The sequence below is a fragment of the Pseudomonas sp. LAMO17WK12:I5 genome, from assembly GCF_900215165.1.
Taxonomy (GTDB): Bacteria; Pseudomonadota; Gammaproteobacteria; order Pseudomonadales; family Pseudomonadaceae; genus Aquipseudomonas; species Aquipseudomonas putida_A.
This window is the reverse complement of the sequence record NZ_OBDS01000003.1, coordinates 460,948-478,919: the sequence shown is the minus strand read 5'-3', so window position 1 is coordinate 478,919 and position 17,972 is coordinate 460,948. Positions and strand designations below refer to the sequence as shown.

Annotated in this window: 18 protein-coding genes; 12 read left to right on the top strand and 6 right to left on the bottom strand. The window is 61.7% G+C overall.

Translation table 11 applies throughout. From position 1 onward, the window contains the following. Positions 1 to 92: 92 nt before the first annotated feature. The 4 genes from CRO59_RS07745 to CRO59_RS07730 all read left to right on the top strand — a co-directional run bounded on the left by CRO59_RS07745 (position 93) and on the right by CRO59_RS07730 (position 4,039). Positions 93 to 1,193 (top strand): alkene reductase, encoded by a 1,101-nt coding sequence (locus CRO59_RS07745; RefSeq protein ID WP_097090352.1) that lies wholly within the window; start codon positions 93 to 95, stop codon positions 1,191 to 1,193. Positions 1,194 to 1,232: 39 nt separating this feature from the next. After that, on the top strand, positions 1,233 to 2,021 hold the full coding sequence (locus tag CRO59_RS07740; protein ID WP_097090351.1) for an SDR family oxidoreductase: 789 nt from the start codon (positions 1,233 to 1,235) through the stop codon (positions 2,019 to 2,021). A gap of 82 nt (positions 2,022 to 2,103) precedes the next feature. Further along, the gene (locus tag CRO59_RS07735) at positions 2,104 to 2,973 is read left to right on the top strand and encodes an alpha/beta fold hydrolase (RefSeq protein ID WP_097090350.1); all 870 of its coding nucleotides are present in this window, start codon (positions 2,104 to 2,106) and stop codon (positions 2,971 to 2,973) included. Positions 2,974 to 3,040: 67 nt separating this feature from the next. Then, positions 3,041 to 4,039, top strand: a complete 999-nt coding sequence (locus CRO59_RS07730) for an NADP-dependent oxidoreductase (RefSeq protein WP_096796424.1) — start codon at positions 3,041 to 3,043, stop codon at positions 4,037 to 4,039. Between the two features lie 13 nt (positions 4,040 to 4,052). Here the strand turns inward: CRO59_RS07730 and CRO59_RS07725 are convergent, their stop codons facing one another. Beyond that, the gene (locus CRO59_RS07725; RefSeq protein ID WP_097090349.1) at positions 4,053 to 5,249 is read right to left on the bottom strand and encodes an MFS transporter; all 1,197 of its coding nucleotides are present in this window, start codon (positions 5,247 to 5,249) and stop codon (positions 4,053 to 4,055) included. A 243-nt stretch (positions 5,250 to 5,492) separates the two neighbouring features. On the opposite strand from CRO59_RS07725, the gene CRO59_RS07720 reads away from it, so the two are divergent. The 5 genes from CRO59_RS07720 to CRO59_RS07700 all read left to right on the top strand — a co-directional run bounded on the left by CRO59_RS07720 (position 5,493) and on the right by CRO59_RS07700 (position 11,622). Continuing rightward, positions 5,493 to 6,425: an AraC family transcriptional regulator gene (locus CRO59_RS07720; RefSeq protein ID WP_097090348.1), complete on the top strand. Its 933-nt coding sequence runs from the start codon at positions 5,493 to 5,495 to the stop codon at positions 6,423 to 6,425. Between the two features lie 88 nt (positions 6,426 to 6,513). Continuing rightward, positions 6,514 to 6,969: a (2Fe-2S)-binding protein gene (locus CRO59_RS07715; RefSeq protein ID WP_027613020.1), complete on the top strand. Its 456-nt coding sequence runs from the start codon at positions 6,514 to 6,516 to the stop codon at positions 6,967 to 6,969. Further along, complete coding sequence (locus CRO59_RS07710; RefSeq protein WP_097090347.1) at positions 6,969 to 9,221, top strand: xanthine dehydrogenase family protein molybdopterin-binding subunit; 2,253 nt, start codon at positions 6,969 to 6,971, stop codon at positions 9,219 to 9,221. The genes CRO59_RS07715 and CRO59_RS07710 overlap by 1 nt, the downstream gene beginning before the upstream one ends. A gap of 17 nt (positions 9,222 to 9,238) precedes the next feature. Continuing rightward, complete coding sequence (locus tag CRO59_RS07705; protein ID WP_097090346.1) at positions 9,239 to 10,591, top strand: cytochrome c; 1,353 nt, start codon at positions 9,239 to 9,241, stop codon at positions 10,589 to 10,591. A gap of 11 nt (positions 10,592 to 10,602) precedes the next feature. Then, positions 10,603 to 11,622 (top strand): XdhC family protein, encoded by a 1,020-nt coding sequence (locus CRO59_RS07700; RefSeq protein WP_027613017.1) that lies wholly within the window; start codon positions 10,603 to 10,605, stop codon positions 11,620 to 11,622. A gap of 27 nt (positions 11,623 to 11,649) precedes the next feature. On the opposite strand, the gene CRO59_RS07695 is transcribed toward CRO59_RS07700, so the two are convergent. Continuing rightward, positions 11,650 to 12,660 (bottom strand): NAD(P)-dependent alcohol dehydrogenase, encoded by a 1,011-nt coding sequence (locus CRO59_RS07695; protein ID WP_097090345.1) that lies wholly within the window; start codon positions 12,658 to 12,660, stop codon positions 11,650 to 11,652. Positions 12,661 to 12,828: 168 nt separating this feature from the next. On the opposite strand from CRO59_RS07695, the gene CRO59_RS07690 reads away from it, so the two are divergent. Together CRO59_RS07690 and CRO59_RS07685 are read left to right on the top strand one after the other, a co-directional pair. Continuing rightward, positions 12,829 to 13,725: a LysR family transcriptional regulator gene (locus CRO59_RS07690; RefSeq protein WP_177408971.1), complete on the top strand. Its 897-nt coding sequence runs from the start codon at positions 12,829 to 12,831 to the stop codon at positions 13,723 to 13,725. A gap of 52 nt (positions 13,726 to 13,777) precedes the next feature. After that, positions 13,778 to 14,257 (top strand): GNAT family N-acetyltransferase, encoded by a 480-nt coding sequence (locus tag CRO59_RS07685; protein WP_097090343.1) that lies wholly within the window; start codon positions 13,778 to 13,780, stop codon positions 14,255 to 14,257. Between the two features lie 26 nt (positions 14,258 to 14,283). On the opposite strand, the gene CRO59_RS07680 is transcribed toward CRO59_RS07685, so the two are convergent. Continuing rightward, complete coding sequence (locus CRO59_RS07680) at positions 14,284 to 14,940, bottom strand: O-methyltransferase (protein WP_097090342.1); 657 nt, start codon at positions 14,938 to 14,940, stop codon at positions 14,284 to 14,286. Between the two features lie 111 nt (positions 14,941 to 15,051). On the opposite strand from CRO59_RS07680, the gene CRO59_RS07675 reads away from it, so the two are divergent. Further along, entirely contained in the window at positions 15,052 to 15,690 is a 639-nt protein-coding gene (locus CRO59_RS07675; protein ID WP_097090341.1) for a TetR family transcriptional regulator, read from the top strand. On the opposite strand, the gene CRO59_RS07670 is transcribed toward CRO59_RS07675, so the two are convergent. The 3 genes from CRO59_RS07670 to CRO59_RS07660 all read right to left on the bottom strand — a co-directional run bounded on the left by CRO59_RS07670 (position 15,682) and on the right by CRO59_RS07660 (position 17,925). Beyond that, the gene (locus CRO59_RS07670) at positions 15,682 to 16,635 is read right to left on the bottom strand and encodes a helix-turn-helix domain-containing GNAT family N-acetyltransferase (protein WP_097090340.1); all 954 of its coding nucleotides are present in this window, start codon (positions 16,633 to 16,635) and stop codon (positions 15,682 to 15,684) included. The two genes, CRO59_RS07675 and CRO59_RS07670, sit on opposite strands and share 9 nt — an antisense overlap. Positions 16,636 to 16,852: 217 nt before the next feature. Then, positions 16,853 to 17,194 (bottom strand): hypothetical protein, encoded by a 342-nt coding sequence (locus CRO59_RS07665; protein ID WP_095136448.1) that lies wholly within the window; start codon positions 17,192 to 17,194, stop codon positions 16,853 to 16,855. An 86-nt stretch (positions 17,195 to 17,280) separates the two neighbouring features. Continuing rightward, the gene (locus CRO59_RS07660; protein WP_097090339.1) at positions 17,281 to 17,925 is read right to left on the bottom strand and encodes an ATPase; all 645 of its coding nucleotides are present in this window, start codon (positions 17,923 to 17,925) and stop codon (positions 17,281 to 17,283) included. Between the last annotated feature and the right edge of the window lie 47 nt (positions 17,926 to 17,972).

The following is a 17,972-nucleotide window of genomic DNA, read 5'->3' as shown; positions in this document are numbered from 1 at the left end:
TCATAATCAAAACCGTTGACAGTTTAGATTTCGATCATCATCCTAATTGCACGCACACCGATCTCCACCAACGGGCACGGAAGAAATACCAGATGAGTAACCAGACGCTGTTCACCCCTTACACACTTGGCGACCTGACGTTGTCGAACCGCGTCGTCCTCGCACCGCTGACTCGCAACCGTGCAGGCGCAGGCTTTGTACCCAGCGAGTTCGCGGCCACCTATTACAGCCAACGCGCCAGCGCAGGCTTGCTGATCAGTGAAGCCACGCAGATTTCCCGACAAGGTCAGGGCTATCAGGACACCCCGGGAATCTACACGCCGGCGCAGATTGACGGCTGGCGCCAGGTGACCGATGCAGTCCATGCCAAGGGCGGAAAAATTTTTCTGCAGCTGTGGCATGTCGGCCGCGTATCGCACGTTGATCTGCAGGAAAACGGCGCCGCCCCCGTGGCCCCTTCTGCGCTGCGCGCCGCCACCAAAGTCTTCGTCAACAATCGCTTTGAAGATGTCTCGGCGCCGCGCGCGCTGGAGACCATTGAACTGCCAGGGATCGTCTCGGATTTTCGCCAGGCTGCGGCAAACGCGATTGCCGCCGGGTTTGATGGTGTGGAAATTCACGGCGCGAACGGCTATTTGCTCGATCAATTCCTCAGGGACAGCGCCAATCTGCGAACCGACGCCTATGGCGGCTCGATTGCAAACCGGGCGCGTCTGTTGCTTGAAGTGACGGCGGCCGTCGTTGATGAAATCGGCGCCAATCGCACCGGTGTGCGCCTGTCTCCGGTGTCGCCGGCCAACGGCGTCTCCAGCAGCGATCCGCAGGCGCAATTCGATTACGTCGCCGAGCAACTCGATGCCCTCGGCGTGGTTTATCTGCACGTGGTCGAAGGCGCGACCGGTGGCCCGCGCGACGTGGCGCCCTTCGACTTCGGCGCACTGCGCCAGCGCTTCAAAAACACCTACATCGCCAACAACGGCTATGACCTGGACCTGGCGACTTCGCAGCTCGCCGAAGACCACGCCGACCTGATCGCCTTCGGTCGCCCGTTCATTGGCAATCCGGATCTGGTGGAGCGCCTCAAGCAGGGCGCGCCGTTGTCCGCGTTCGATCCCGCCACCCTCTATGGCGGCGGTGCGGCAGGCTACATCGACTACCCGACGCTGGCTGAATCGAGCGTCAGCGCCAGCTGAGCGCGTTCCGTTTCTCACACCCTGAAAGAGAGATCCCCCATGAGCACCCGCCCTACTGTTCTGATCACTGGCGCCTCCACCGGCATTGGCGCGGTCTACGCCGAGCGCTTCGCGCAACGCGGCCACGATCTGGTATTGGTCGCCCGCGACCAGGCACGCCTGGACGCACTTGCAGCCCGCTTGCGCAGCGAACACGATGTCACCGTCGATGTGATCCCGGCGGACCTGAACCAACTCGCTGATCTGAGCACCGTTGAAAACCGCCTGCGCGAGGACGCCCGTATCGGCATCCTCGTCAATAACGCCGGCGCCGCCCTCTCCGGTAACTTCATCGACCAAAGCACCGATAGCGTTGCGCAACTGGTCGCCCTCAACACCACCGCACTGGTGCGCCTGGCCAGCGCCATCGCTCCACGTCTGGTCAAGGCCGGTGACGGCGCGATCATTAACATCGGTTCGGTGGTGGGTCTGGCACCGGAGTTCGGCATGACCGTCTACGGTGCGACCAAGGCCTTCGTCCTGTTCCTGTCCCAGGGACTGAGCCTGGAACTGTCACCTCAGGGCGTCTACGTGCAAGCCGTACTCCCCGCCGCCACCCGTACGGAGATCTGGGATCGCTCCGGCATCGACATCAACACCTTGAGCGACATCATGGAAGTGGGCGATCTGGTGGACGCCGCTCTGGTCGGCTTCGATCGCCGCGAACCGGTGACCATCCCGCCACTGCACGAAGCGCAACGCTGGGATGATCTGCAAGGCGCACGTCAGGGCCTGATCGGGCAAATCCGTCAGTCTGCGGTTGCCCAGCGCTACCTGGACCCACAGTGATTGTCTGGTAGCGAGCACGCGCGGCGGATTCGATGCAGGCGCAAGTCACTGCATCGAATCCGGCCTGCGATCCGGAGCAGAAATGAATCAAATCCTGGCAAATAACCACACTGGCGCGTCGACGCCATTCAGCAACGCGGCGAACCAGTCGATCACGGTCAACGGCGTTCGCTTCGCTTACCGCGACATCGGCCCCGCGATCGGCGTGCCGCTGGTGCTGTTCAACCATTGGGGCGCCGTGCTGGACAACTTCGATCCCGCGATCATTGATGGCCTGGCACAAACCCGACGGGTCATTACCACTGACTATCGCGGTATTGGCGGCTCTGGTGGAACCGCGCCACTGACCATCGGCGAAATGGCTGACGATGCCATTCAGTTGATCCGGGCGCTGGGGTTGGAAACCGTTGATGTACTGGGATTCTCGCTCGGCGGCTTCGTTGCTCAGGACATCGCCCTGAAGGCGCCCGATCTGGTGCGTCGCTTGATTCTGACCGGTACCGGTCCGGCCGGTGGCGACGGCATCGACAGAGTCGGTGCGGTCACCTGGCCATTGATCCTCAAAGGCTTGCTGACCTTGCGCGATCCCAAGGTCTACCTGTTCTTCACCTCGTCAGCCAATGGCCGTCGATCTGCGGCGCAGTATCTGCGACGCCTGAAAACACGCAAAAAGAATCGCGACAAAGGCCCGACACCGAGCGCTTTTCTGCGCCAGTTGAAAGCGATCACCGCGTGGGGCCAACAGCCGCCGCAAGACCTCGGACGCTTGCGCATACCCACACTGATCGTTAACGGCGACAGCGACATCATGGTGCCCAGCGTGAACTCGATGGCGCTGGCCAAGCGTATTCCCAACGCACAACTGGTGATTTATGAGGATGCCGGGCACGGCGGGATTTTCCAGCACTGCGTTGATTTTGTCGCCAAGGCGCAGGCATTCCTCGACGCCTGACGACACGGCGCAGCAACACCGCAACGCGCCAGCTACCCTCCTTACAACCGCCAAGAGCCGCACTACGATGAAAGCATTTCTGATTGATCGCTATGGAAAGAACACCGGGCGCATTGGCGAAGCGTCTGCCCCTGTGGTGGGTGCCCGTGATGTCTTGATCGAGGTACACGCCAGCAGCGTCAATGTGCTGGATTCGAAGATCAGCAGTGGCGAGTTCAAGCTGATTCTGCCCTATGCATTACCGCTGATACTGGGCAATGATCTGGCGGGTGTGGTGGTTGAGGTTGGCTCACAGGTGACGCGGTTCAAATCGGGAGACGAGGTTTACGCTCGCCCGCCGGAAACGCGGATCGGAACGTTCGCCGAATGGATCGCCGTGGACGAAAACGCGGTCGCCCGAAAACCCGCCAATACCAGCATGGCACAAGCCGCGTCCCTGCCCTTGGTCGCGTTGACGGCCTGGCAAGTACTGGTCGAAATCGCACAGTTGAAAAAGGGCCAGAAAGTACTGATTCACGCGGGATCCGGTGGGGTTGGCAGCATTGCCATCCAGTTGGCCAGACACCTCGGCGCCTTCGTCGCCACGACCACCAGCACCGCGAACGTCGAATGGGTCAAGGCACTGGGGGCCGATCTGGTCATCGACTACAAGCAGCAAGACTTCGAAAGCGTCCTGCACGACTACGACGTGGTGTTGAACAGCCTCGGCGCGGACGTATTGCAAAAATCACTCAAGGTCCTGAAGCCCGGCGGCCAGCTCATTTCCATCTCGGGACCGCCCACTGCACAGTTCGCACAAGAACAAGGCTTGTCCTGGCCATTGCAACAGGTCATGCGCCTGTTGAGCTTCGGTATCCGGCGCAAGGCGCGCAAGCAGGCGGTCAACTACACGTTCGTCTTCATGCGGGCCAATGGTGCACAACTGCAAAAAATTGCCACGCTGGTCGAGGAGGCAATCATCCGACCGGTGATTGACCGCAGCTTCTCGTTTGCCTCGACGGCAGAGGCGTTGAAGTACGTCGAGCAGGGGCGCGCCAAGGGCAAGGTCGTCGTTACGCTCAAATGACAACGTGTCCCCGTCAGCCGGCCGCGTTCGACTCGACCAGATGAACTTCAGTCGCACTGCGACCGGCGCACCAAGCGAGCACCGACGCAATCACTAACACCGCCGCGCTCAGCTCGAAGGTGGCTTTATAACCGCTCAGATCAAACGCCAGTCCACCGACGATGGCCCCTGCGGCGATGGCCAGTTGCACGATGGCCACGAGCAAGCCTCCGCCGGCTTCGGCATCCTCCGGCAGCGTCTGCGCCAGCCATGTCCACCAGCCCACGGGAGCCGCCGTGGCGACCAGCCCCCACAGGCCCAGCAGCACCGCAGTCAGCAGCGGCGAAGCGCCGAAGTTCACCAGCGCCAGCGCAATGACCGCCATCATCAGCGGGATAACTGTCAGCGTGCGGTACAGGCCAGTGCCGAGGAATCTTTCGATCACAAAGGTCCCGATGAAACCGGCAAGCCCCAGCCCCAGCAGCATCAAGGACAGGGTTGCAACGCTGACCCCGGTGACCCCCTCCAGAAAGGGCCGCAGGTAGGTAAACAGCATGAACTGCCCCATGAAAAAGACGCTGACAGCGACCATCCCCAAGGCGACCGGCCATTGCTTCATCAGCCGCAAGGCGTTGCCGCTACCGGCCTGACGCTCAAGTTTGAAGGACGGCAGGCTGATCAGCAGCCACACGGCCGCCAGCACGGCGACCGGAACTACGCAGAAGAATGCGCCGCGCCAGCCTATCAACGCGCCGAGAAAACTCCCCGCCGGAGCGGCAATTACCGTCGCCAGCGCGTTTCCGCCGTTGACGATCGCCAGTGCCCGGGACACTTGGTCAGGCGGCACCAGACGCATCGCGGTTGCCGCCGACAACGACCAGAAACCGCCAATCGCGATGCCGATCAGGGCCCGTCCGAACATGAACGAAGGGTAGCCCGGCGCGAACGCGACAACCGTCCCCGAGACGATCATCAGCAAGGTCAGACCCAACAGCAGCTTCTTGCGCTCGACACGAGCAGCGACCGCTGCAATCACCAGGCTGGTCATCAGGGCGAATGCACCGGACACGGAAATCCCCTGCCCGGCCTGACCTTCGCTGATGTGCAGTTCGGCGGCAATCGGCGTCAGCAGACTGACCGGCATGAATTCTGAAGCGACCAGGGCGAAGGCGGCCAGCGACATGGCCAGCACCGCGCTCCAGCCGCGTTGTTCTGTAGAAAGAGAAGTCATTGAAACTACCTGTATTGCGAGAGGCGTCCGGGCGATTGCCCGGACGCACTGTTTTTCACAGTGCCGGGATCGCATCGTCGAATCGCGTCAATCCCGTAATGGTTTGACACATTCTCCCGGTCGATTCACCTCTGCCCTAGTGCATTCCTCTTGAATGCTTGCCTGATCCTCTGAGGATGCAGGGAGGTGTATAGGAATCGCCTGTGCAGCGGATTAGAGTTCGTTCAACAGGAGTTGCCCGACATGATCCCTACCCCGCTGCGCCACCAATCACCTCTGGCGTTGAACATTGACTCGCGCGTGAGCGTAGCGGGCGACTTCGCCACGTCGATACCCGGCCTGTCGCTGTTTCGTCGCGATCAGCCGGCGCCACCGAGCGTGTGCATGATCGAGCCGAGCCTGATTCTGGTGGGCCGTGGGGAAAAGCGCTTGTGGGTCGGCGGTGAGGGCTACAGCTACGACCCTTCGCGGTTTCTGGTCACCTCGCTGGATCTGCCCGCCAATTCCGAAGTGCTTGCAGCCAGCCCCGAACAGCCCTGTGTCGGGCTGGTGCTGAAGCTGGATGTCGGCATGCTCGCCGAGATCCTCAGCAAAGGTGGCTTGCCTGCGAAACGGCAGCCGTCGACGAACACCGGCGCTGGCATTGGCAACATGTCTTCCGCTCTGGAAGGCGCGCTCGAACGCCTGCTGGCATTGCTCGACGAGCCTGAAGCGATCCCGGTGCTGGCGCCGCTGGTGCTGCGGGAAATCCACTATCGGCTGCTCCATACCGACCAAGGCGCGCGGCTGCGGCAGATCACGGCCGTCGATGGCCAGGGTTATCGCATTGCCAAAGCCATCGACTGGCTCAAGGTCAACTACACCGAGGCGCTGCGCATCGATGAACTGGCGGCGCGGGTGCAGATGAGCGCACCGACCTTTCACCATCACTTCCGCCAGCTCACCGGCATGAGCCCGCTGCAGTACCAGAAATGGCTGCGACTGAACGAGGCCCGTCGGCTGATGTTGATGGAGCGTCTGGACGTTTCGCGAGCGGCGTTTGCGGTCGGTTATGAAAGTCCCTCGCAGTTCAGCCGTGAATACGCACGCCTGTACGGCACCGCACCCAGTCGTGACATCGCGCTACTGCGTGGCGACCCCTTCGCCGCAGAAGCACTGGGCAACGCGGCCAGTTGAGCAAAGAACACGCTTTACCGGTGAGGAGCCACGCAGCGTTTCACCGCTTATAAAAATGCACGTTAACCGATGATCGAGCGGGTGAACCATGGAACTACGAATCAACCAGAAAACCTATCAGGTCGATGCCGACGCCGATACGCCCCTGCTATGGGTGATCCGCGATGATCTGGGCATGACCGGCACCAAGTACGGCTGTGGATTGGCGCAGTGCGGCGCCTGTTCCGTGCTGGTGGACGGCAACGTGGTGCGCTCGTGCGTCACGCCGGTGGCCGGTGTGGTCGGCCGCGAGGTCACCACCATTGAGGCGATCGAGGCCGATGACGTGGGCAAACGGGTGGTCTCGACCTGGGTTGATCTGCAGGTCGCCCAGTGTGGCTACTGCCAGTCCGGGCAGGTGATGGCCGCCACGGCACTGCTCAAGCAGAACCCCAAACCAAGTGATGCGCAGATCGAGGCGGCGATGGTCAACCTGTGCCGCTGCGGCACGTACAACGCCATTCATGCCGCCGTGCATGAACTGGCCGGCAAGGGAGACGCCTGATGAACGTGCGTATCGATCCGTCCCAGGAAGCATCAGCACTGGCTCTGCACGAACCGATCAACGTGTCGCGCAGACGTTTCCTGGCCGGCACCGCTGTCGGCGCACTGGTGCTCGGTTTCGGCCTGCCGCTGGGCACGACGCGCGTGCAAGCGGCAGTGGCGGCCGCGACTGCCGAGCGTGGCACGCAGGTGCCGGCGTTTCTGGAAATTCGCCCGGACAACCGCGTGCGCCTGCTGTGCCCGTTCATGGAAGGCGGACAAGGTACGTTCACCGCGATGGCGCAGATCGTCGGTGAAGAACTGGATGCCGACCCGGCGACGTTCCTGGTCGAAGCCGCGCCGCCCGGCGAAGCCTATGTGGTGATGGAAAACGGTATGCGCATCACCGGCGGCAGCATGTCGGTGCGCATGAGTTACCCGGTGATGCGCCGCCTCGGCGCCCTCGCCCGCGCCATGCTGCTGCAGGCGGGCGCGCAGAAACTTGGGGTGCCGGTGAGCGAACTGAGTACCGAACCCGGCAAAGTCGTGCACGCCAAGTCGGGCCGCTCGCTGGCCTACGGCGAACTGGCCGAACATGCCATGGATCTGCCGGTTCCCGATCCGGCCTCGGTGCAACTGCGTGATCCGAGCCAGTTCCGCTGGATCGGCAAACCGGTGAAGCGCGTCGATGCCTACGACAAGTCCACGGGCAAAGCGCTGTACAGCATCGACCTGAAGGTCGACGACATGCTCCACGCCGCCGTTCAGCATGCCCCGCGTTTGGGCATGACCGTGGGCAACCTGCGCAACGAAGAGCAGGTCAAAGCAATGAAAGGCGTGCATTCCGTGCATCGTCTGCCGGGTGCCGTGGCCGTGGTCGCCGAACGCTGGTGGCACGCCAAACGTGCAGTGGAAGCGATTCAGGTCGACTGGCAGGAACCCACGGCCGACAGCAAGGTACGGCCGATGCCCGCCGACTTTTCCAGCGATGCCTGGCTCAAGCGCCTGGCTGAAGACAAAGGCCCGGCCAAGGATGATGAAAATGAGGGCGACGTGGCTGCAGTTCTGGCAAGTGCCAAGACCCGGATCGACGCCACCTACCACAACCAGTACCTGAACCACGGTCAGTTGGAGCCGCCGTCGGCGCTGGCCCGCTTCAATCCCGACGGTTCGCTGGAAGTCTGGCTGCCGAATCAGGCGCCGGACATGTTTCGTGCCGACATCGCCAAACGCACCGGGCTGGATCCGTCGCGCATCACCTTGCATTCGCCATTGCTCGGGGGCTTCTTCGGTCGGCACTTCCTCTACGATGCCGCCAGTCCCTACCCGCAGGCAATCGAGTTATCGAAAGCGGTTGGTCGCCCGGTCAAACTGATCTGGAGCCGCGAGGAAGAGTTCCTGCGCGATGTGCTGCGTCCCGTGGCCGCCGTGAATTTCCGCGCCGCGCTGGACAACGACGGCTGGCCGCTGGCAATCGAAGCAATCAGCGCCACCGAAGGCCCGACCGAGGCGCTGGCCGGCAAACAGGGTGAAAAACTCGACCCGACGGCGCTTGAAGGCTTGTCGGGCAAGTCCTATGCGATCCCCAACAAGCGCATCGCGCAGATCTACGCCAAAGGCCCGGCGATGCTGGGTTACTGGCGTTCGGTGGGCAATTCGCTCAACGACTTCTTCTACGAATCGTTCCTTGACGAACTGGCCGACAAGGGTGGCAAGGACCCGTTCGAATTGCGCCTGCATCTGCTGCGCGACAACCCGCGACTGACCACGCTGCTGCAAGCAGTGGGCGAGCTGTCGGGTGGCTGGAAGCGTGGGCCGTTCACCGCGGCGGACGGCAGCAAACGTGCGCGAGGCGTGGCGATGGCGTCGCCGTTCGGTACCCAGACCGCCGTGATCGCCGAGGTCTCCATCGAGAACGGTCAGGTCAAGGTGCACGACATCTGGCAGGCGATCGACCCCGGCAGCATCGTCAATCCGGCGATTGTCGAAGCGCAGGTCAATGGCGCGGTGGCGCTGGGCCTGTCGCAGACCCTGGTGGAGGAAGCCGTGTGGATTGATGGCAAACCGCGCGCGCGCAACTACGACTTGTATCCGATCCTGCCGCCTGCGCGGATGGCCCGGGTCCACGTGCGTGTTGTCGAGAGCGGGGAAAAAATGGGCGGCATCGGCGAACCACCGTTGCCCGCTGTCGCGCCCGCCGTCGCCAATGCGGTGGCAACGCTGACCGGGCAACGGGTGCGCAGCCTGCCCATGAGCCGACACACCTTCACTTGATCAGCGCCGGAGCGTCCATGAATAACAGCCGATTCGCAAGAACCGCTGGCTGGCTGGCAGTGCCGTGCCTGGTCGCGGCAGGCCTGCTGGCCTGGTATGTCACCCGCGAGCCTGTCTCGCGCCTTGAAAACAACCACACCGCCGTGGCCGATATTGACCCGGCGCTGGTCGCTCGTGGCGAATACGTCGCCCGACTCAGCGATTGCGTGGCATGCCACAGCGTGCCGGGCGGTGCGCCGTTCGCTGGCGGCCTGGAAATGGCCACACCACTGGGCGCGATCCACGCGACCAACATCACCCCGGAGCCGGAAACCGGCATCGGTCGCTACAGCCTGGCGGACTTTGACCGTGCGGTGCGCCACGGCGTGGCACCTGAAAGCCGTCGTCTGTACCCGGCGATGCCCTACCCGTCCTACGCCAAGCTCAGTGACGACGATGTGCGAGCGCTGTACGCGTTTTTCATGAAAGGCGTGGCACCGGTCAAGCAGGTGAATATCCCGAGTGCGATTCCTTTCCCGTTGAACCTGCGCTGGCCGATTGCGTTGTGGAACGGTGTGTTTGCCGATACCGAACCTTACGTGGCCAAACCGTCGCAGGATGCCGTGTGGAATCGCGGCGCTTATCTCGTGCAAGGCGCCGGGCACTGCGGCAGTTGCCATACGCCGCGCGGTCTGGCGTTCAACGAGAAGGCTCTGGATGAATCCGCCACGCCGTACCTCGCCGGCGCCTTGCTTGATGGCTGGTACGCGCCGAGCCTGCGTGACGACCACAACACCGGTCTGGGCCGCTGGAGCGAACCGGAGATCGTGCAGTTCCTCAAGACCGGGCGTAACAAACATGCAGTGGTTTATGGCTCAATGACCGAGGCGTTCAACAACTCGACGCAGTTCATGAGCGATGACGATCTGACCGCGATCGCCCGCTATCTCAAGTCATTGCCGGGGGACCGTCAGCGCGACGGCCAGCCATGGCAGTACCAAACGGTTTCGGCGACGGAACGTCTGGACGCGCCCGGTGCTCATACCTACGTCACGCGCTGTGCTTCGTGCCACGGTTTGGACGGCAAGGGCCAGTCAGAATGGATGCCGCCGCTGGCCGGCGCCACCTCGGCACTGGCCAAGGAAAGTGCCTCCGCAATCAACATCACCCTCAACGGTTCACAACGGGTGGTGGCCGCCGGAGTACCGGACGCCTATCGCATGCCGGCGTTCCGTGAACAGTTATCGGATCAAGAGATCGCCGAAGTGCTGAGCTTCATGCGCAGCACCTGGGGCAATCAGGGCGGTGCCGTTGAAGCGCAGGCCGTCAACAAGCTGCGTGAACGTACGGATCCGGCCAGCAGCAGCCCGATCATCCTGCAAATGCGTTAGAGGAACGTTTGATGGAAAGCATCGACTTGCTGGTCCTGCGCACCGCGCGGGACTGGCTCGCCGCCGGCGAGCAAGTGTTGCTCGCCACGGTGGCGCGCACATGGGGCTCTTCGCCGCGCCCGACAGGGTCGATGATGGCCTTGCGTAACGACGGTCGCGTGGTGGGCAGCGTGTCCGGCGGCTGCATCGAGGACGACCTGATCCAGCGCTACACCACCGCGCATGGCGGCAGCGGCCTCAAGGACAGTGCGCCCGAGGTGGTGCGCTACGGCGTCAGTGCCGACGAAGCGCATCGTTTCGGTTTGCCCTGTGGCGGCACGCTTGAGCTGATTCTCGAGTTCAATCCGTCGTGGCAGGTGCTCGACGAACTGCTGGTGCAACTGGATGCCGGGCAACTGGTGCGCCGCTGCCTGGCACTGGATAGCGGTCGCGTCACGCTGGAAACCACGGCAACTCCTGAGCAATTCAGTTTCGACGGCCACCGGATGCTCAATACCCTCGGGCCGGGGTATCGGCTGCTGATGATCGGTGCCGGCGCGCTGGCCGAGTATCTGGCGACCATGGCGCTGTTCAACGGCTTCAAGGTCGCGGTGTGCGACCCGCGTGCCGAATACATCGAAACCTGGGCGGTGAACGGTGTGGAGCGGATCATCGGCATGCCGGATGACGTGGTGCGCGACTTCGCGGTCGATCTGCGCACCTGCATCGTCGCCTTGAGCCATGATCCGCGACTCGACGATCTGGCACTGCTCGAGGCCCTCCACAGCCCGGCGTTTTACATCGGCGCCATCGGCTCGCGGCGCAACAGTCAGCTGCGCCGCGAACGTCTGATCGAGCATTTTGGTGAGACCCAGGCATCACTCGAACGGCTGCACGGGCCAATCGGCATCTACATTGGCAGCAAGACACCGGCGGAGATCGCCGTCAGCGTGATGGCCGAGATCCTGGCCGCGAAGAATGGCGCCAGCCTGCCGAAGGCGTTTTCGATTGCCAGAGCCAAGGCGCAACAGGGTCTGGCGCAATCGCATTGAGCCCCGTTGCTTGGCCCTGTGCCTATATCAGGCGACTTTGATCACCACTTTGCCAAACGCGCCCTTCGCCAGATGCTCGTACGCCTCGCGCGCTTTCTCGAACGGATACACCTGATCGATCACCGGGCGAATCTTGTGCTGGTTGAGGAAGACGTTCATTCGGTCGAAGGACGAGCGCGGTGCCACGGCGATACCGCGAATGGTGGTCTGGCGGAAAATCAGCGGCATCAGATTGAGTGCAACGGTCTGCCCGGTCAAAAAACCGATCTGGGCAATGCGCCCGGAAGCCTTGGTCGCTGCAACCGACTGATTGATGCCGTTGCCACCGGCCACGTCGAGCAGCAGATCCACGCCTTTTCCGTCAGTCAGCCGCAACACTTCATCGGCCCAGTTCGGTGTCGTTCTGTAGTTCACGCCCGCGACCGCTCCCAGTTCCTTCACGGCTTGCAGATTGTGCTCGCTACTCGATGTGGCGATCACTTTGGCGCCCAGCGCCGTGGCGATCTGCACGGCAAAAATCGACACCCCGCCCGTGCCTTGAACCAGCACGGTCTGGCCGGGCTGGATCTGTCCAAAGTCGACCAGTGAGTACCACGCCGTGAGCGCAGCAATCGGCAGCGTCGCCGCCTCTTCGTCGCTCATGTTGTCCGGCGCGGCAACGGCGCTGTCTTCATGGATGATCATGTATTCGGCCAATCCGCCGGGCAACGGCGAACCAAAGCAGTAGTCCGGTTCATTCGGCCCCGGCTCGCCATCCAGCCAGCGGGAATACAGATGCGAGTTGACCCGATCGCCGACCTTGAAGCGGCTGACGCCGTCACCCACCGCGACCACGGTGCCCGCTGCGTCGCTCACCGGAATCAACGGTTTGGGCACCATGTGCGGCTCGTAGATGCCGTCAACAATCGCCTTGTCGCGAAAATTGAGGGACACGGCGCCGACCTTTACCAGCAATTCGCCGGACTGTGGCTGCGGGGTCGCTGTCTCTTCCAGGTGCAGATTGTCGAGGCCGAAATCTTTCAGTAACCAGGCTTTCATTGCGAATCTCCAAAAACGGATCAATGGCTGCAAACCACCAAGGGTTTGCCTGGGCACATCTTTCGCTGTTGGGCTCGCGCAATAAATACGCAAAAAGGCACATGATTATTCTATCCTCAAGCAACAATTGAATTCCGTCAGGTCCCGATCATGGAATTGCTGCAATCGATGCGACTGTTCGCCCGGCTTGCCGAGCTCGGCAGCTTCACCAAAGCCGCCGAATCGCTCGACATCGGGCGCCCCCAGGTCACCCGTTACATCCAGGAGCTGGAAACATCCCTGGGTGTGCGTCTGTTTCAGCGCACCACCAGAAAAGTCGCGCTCACCACCGAAGGCCAACTGTTCTATGAGCGAGTGCAGGAAATTCTCGCGGATATCTCGGCCGCCACTTCGATGTTCGACCGCAGCGGAGCAACGCTCGAAGGCCGGCTTCGGGTCGATATCCCAACCGCGTTCGCGCAACTGGACTTCATCAAAAACCTGAAAACCTTCACCAGCGCCTTCCCCGGGATCGACATGGTGCTGGGCGTGACTGATCGGGCGGTCGACCTGATCGGTGAAGGCATCGACTGCGCGTTACGAATTGGCGAGTTACCGGACTCGACCTTGATCGCTCGCCCGATCGCCATGGCAACCATGGTCACGTGCGCAGCCCCCGAGTATCTGCAGGAACACGGCGAACCGCGGACACTCGACGATCTGAATGCCCATCGCGGGGTGAATTTTCTTTCCGGCCAAAACAACAGGACATTGCCCTGGCACTTCTCGGTCAAAGGCAAAGACCGCGCGTTCATCAGCAACGCCGGCATCACCGTCACCGAGTCGAATGCTTACGTGCAGTGCGGCGTAGCGGGCTTTGGAATCATTCAGGCGCCAGGCATCACCGTGGCCGAATATCTGGCCAGCGGCACCCTGGTGGAAATCCTCAGCGCCTATCGGCCCACCCCGCGCCCGGTATCACTGCTGTACCCCAGCCGCACGCATCTGGCTGCGCAAGTTCAGGTATTTGTCGAATGGCTGCAGCAGCACTTTGTGCAGATCTATCCTGACTGGCTGGAACAATAACGATCAACAGCGCCGTTCGCGGCTTGCGCGTAATCAAGGAGCACCGCACGACATGGAACAAATCACTTACCGCACCGCGACGAGCGCAGACGCGTTGAGCATGTGTGAGCTGGGGCAATTGCTTAACGACGTGCATCACACTGCCCGCCCCGACATCTATGCCCCTCCCACCGCGGACTTTTCCCGCGACCTGCCCCACTGGTCAGCGCTGTTCGAGAAACCCGGTCACGTTGTGTTCATCGCCCATGTCGACGATCAACCTGCGGCGTTTATCACGGCCAGCCTGTCGGCCAGTTCAGGGCCGTTGATGCAACCGCAGAATGTCGTTCGCATCGGCTCGGTGTGTGTCGCCAAACAGTTTTCGGGACAGGGCATCGGCCGTGGGCTGATGAATCTGGTGAAAAACTGGGCGATCGAACAGGATGCCCAGGATCTGCGTTTGAACGTCTGGCCGTTCAATAACCGTGCCGCGCGGATGTATGCGGAGTTCGGCTTTGAGACTCGGGCTGTCGAAATGGGCATGCGTTTGTAGTGGTTTGCCCCTGGGGTAAGCAGGACTCAGCCCAGTCGCATCGACAGCTCGATGTCATCAGCAAATGGCACCGACAGGTAACCGTTCTGTGGCGCACGCACGTGGGCCAGATATTCCGGGCAATAGTTGGTGTTATCCGCCACCACCAGTGCGCCAGGCTTCAGGTGTTTTTCCACCAGCCTCAACACGTCGCCGTACAACGCCTTGGCCCCATCGAGCAGGAGCAAATCGACTGACGGCGGCAGGTCGCTGGCGAGTGTGACGAGAGCATCGCCTTCGCGGATTTCCACCAGATCGCTGATGCCGCCCTCGATGAAGTGATGGCGAGCCAGGGCGATTTTCGACGGTTCGAATTCGCTGCCGATCAGCACGCCACCACCGTTGTCGCGCAGTGCCGCCGCCAGGTGCAGAGTGGACAGGCCGAACGAGGTGCCGAACTCGACAATCGCTTTGGCCTTGGTATTGCGCGCCAGCATGTACAGCAGTTTGCCGGTGTCGCGCGAGACCGGCAGCCATAGGTCCTTGAGCATGGCGTAGAGTTGCAGGTACTCGGTCTTGCTGTGCATCAGGCGCTCGCGCTCCTCGCCCGACACCGTTTCCAGCACCGGGCTGGTGGCGGCGCTGGCCTGGCTGTAGAGGCGTTCGATCAGGCTGGCCAATGGTTCAGAAGTCAGGGTGGTCATGATTGCTTTCCGTCAATGGGGGATTAAGATGCGAGTGATTCGTCGCATTTAAATGATGCAAGTGATTCACTCGATCCGCTATTCGCGTTTCCCCCGAGGCCCGAGCCGCCCATGAGCAATCGTCAGACCGCCCGTATTTCCTCGCGCAAACAGCCGCAGCAGGCACGCTCGACTGACTTGGTCGCGGCGATTCTGCAGGCGGCTATTCAGGTTTTGACCGAGCATGGCGCGCCCCGATTCACCACCGCACGGGTCGCGGAAAAGGCCGGCGTGAGCATCGGCTCGCTGTACCAGTACTTCCCCAACAAGGCGGCGATCCTGTTCCGATTACAAAGTGATGAGTGGCTGCACACCACGCAGATGCTGCAGCAGATTCTGGAAAATCATCAACAGCCGCCCCTGACGCGCCTGCGCACACTGGTGCAGGCTTTCATCCGTTCGGAGTGCGAGGAAGCGCAGATGCGCGGTGCGCTGAATGACGCGGCGCCGCTGTATCGCGATGCGCCCGAGGCCCACGAAGTGCGCACGGCCGGACGGCAGATCTTCGCCACGTTCATGCAGCATTTGCTGCCGGAATCCGATGAGCCAACCCGCATCGCGGCCTGCGATCTGATCCTGACCACGCTCAGTTCGGTGGGCAAAGACTTTTCCGGCACTGCGCGCAGCGATCTGGAAATCACGGCTTTCGCCGACCGGCTGGCGGACATGTTCAGCGCCTACGTGATGACGCTGAATCAACCTTCAGCGTGAGACGGCTGTTCGGGTGAATTGCTGTTCCGTCACCACGCTGCCCCACTGACTGCCCTGCTCTTCCATGGTCAATTCAAACCCGGCCGCTTCGTACAGTCGGCGCGCGGCGTCTAGGCCCTTGAAGGTCCAGAGCTGGATCGCATCAAAACCCTGCTGATCGCAAAACTCCACTGCCGCGCTCAGCAGTTGCCGGCCCACGCCACTGCCGCGGCAGCCGTCGTCGAGGATGAACCAGCGCAAATGCGCCTGATTGTTGCCCAGATCCTGGCCGTCGATTGCGATCGAGCCGACGATGCGCTCATCAAGCGTGGCTACCCAGATCTGGTTGCAGGGCTGATCGAGGCGCCCGACAAACTCCGCCGTTTCACGGGCGACGCGGCTTTCAAAGATCGCGCCGAAACCGGAATGCCGCGAATAATAATCCGCATGCATTTGCGCCACGCGGCCGATCAGCCCGGGGCGATAGCCGGCGCTGATGTGCAGGTTCGGCGTAAGTGGCCGGTCGGCGCCCAGACGGATGGTCTTGAGCGCATGCGCGTAGGTTGACAGGCCCTGCGCCACGCTCTGTTGTTGCGACGGATTGAGCGTGTCCAATGCTTTGCTGACCTGGGCCTGGCCATAGGCATGAATGTCGGCGACGGTCTGCCGGCCCTGCGCCGTCAGGTGCAAATGCTTGACCCGGGCGTCCTCGGCAGCACGCTCCTCGATCTCCCCGGCCTTGATCAGTTTGCCGACCATGCGGCTGACACTGGATTTTTCCAGACCAAGGCTTTGCGCCAGTTGTGCAGCGCTGACGCCGTCCCCGGCCTCGATTTCCAGCAATGCGTGCACGCCGGAGGCGGAATAGTCGGTCGCCGCCAGGGTGGCGCGCAGGAAACCGAATTCACGCACCATCGTGCGCGACGCTGTACGGATTTCTTCGATCAAGGCTGTAGGAATACTCATGACACATCACCGCTGAAATTTAGTTGTAATATACAACCATATTTCAATATGACGCTGCAAGAAGCCGACGACGCCGGGCGAGCGGTCGATTGTCGGCGTCGCCACAGCAGCAAACGTCAGACAAAAAAAGCCCCGCAACCGAATGAGGTGCGGGGCAAAGTATTGGTTGGTTGCGGCCAACCAAAGGAGCTCGGTTAAAACGGTTTGTGCAGCCGGATCAGATGCAGTCCTGGGCGGCGCGTTCAAAACTGGAAGGCAGGAAGTTCGAAGCCAGCAAGTGACGCTCGTAGATGAACACCTTGCCGCCGTTGCCGGCCTTGTAGGCTTCCAGCACGTTGTCTGCCGACACCTTGCTCGGCACCACGATGCGGTAGCTGCGCTGGGTCTGCGAGACGGTCGGGTTCAACGCACTGCCCTGCAGCTTCGGCACTACGCAATCGGCGTATTGCGCCGGAGTCTTGTTGGTCTGCAAGGTCAGCGTCGGGTCGTTCGGTGCGGAGGCGCAACCGGCGAGCAGCAAGGAAGCAACAGCCAGGGTCGGGGCAAACAAAGCACGCATCGGGGTCATCCTGAAAATAAAGGTTCGGTTCATCTGGCAGCGATTCAGCGTCACGGCGCCGCCGCTGCCCTTTTGGTTTTGAGTGTTCAGCTGGAAGCCACCAGCGCCTTGAGCGAGGCATCGAACTGCTTCAAGGCATTGAGTTGCAGGTCACGTTGCTGCTCGATCTGCGCGGCAATCTCGTGCGCCGCTTTGTCGTGTACCCAGACCGACGAAATCTGTTTCTCCACCGAGCCCTCGGCTTTGCCGATGTACTGCAGGTCGGCATCGTAGAAACGCGCGATGAAATGCGCCTCGTACAGGCTGTTCTGCTGAGTCAGCAAGCGGTTGAAGGTGTCCAGTTTCACCACGATGTCCGGATGCGCCAGAATCAGTGCATCGAGGTTGTCGTAAACGGTCACCGACAGAAACTGGCGTTGCAACGAGCTGAGCAACCAGTCGATCGCCAGTTCCGGGTCGGAGCTGCTGACAAACGCGGCGCGGATTCGCGGATCCAGTGCATCCTTGGCCCCGTGCAGCGCCATATCGTGGTAGCGCGTCAGGTATTGCAGGTTTTCCCGGGTGTTTTCGCTGTACAACACACCCACGGTTTGTGAATGCTGCAAAGTCGCGCTGCTGCCGGCGATTGGCTGAAGATGACACGCACAGGCGTCGTCGGCGTAAGACGGTGCCGTGGCTACCATGCCGCTCATCAGCAGAGCGGTCAGCGCCAGTCGGGTCAGTGTCTTCATCGCGCAATTTCCTTGAGCTGCGTTTTCAATGAGGGGAATTTTCCGCC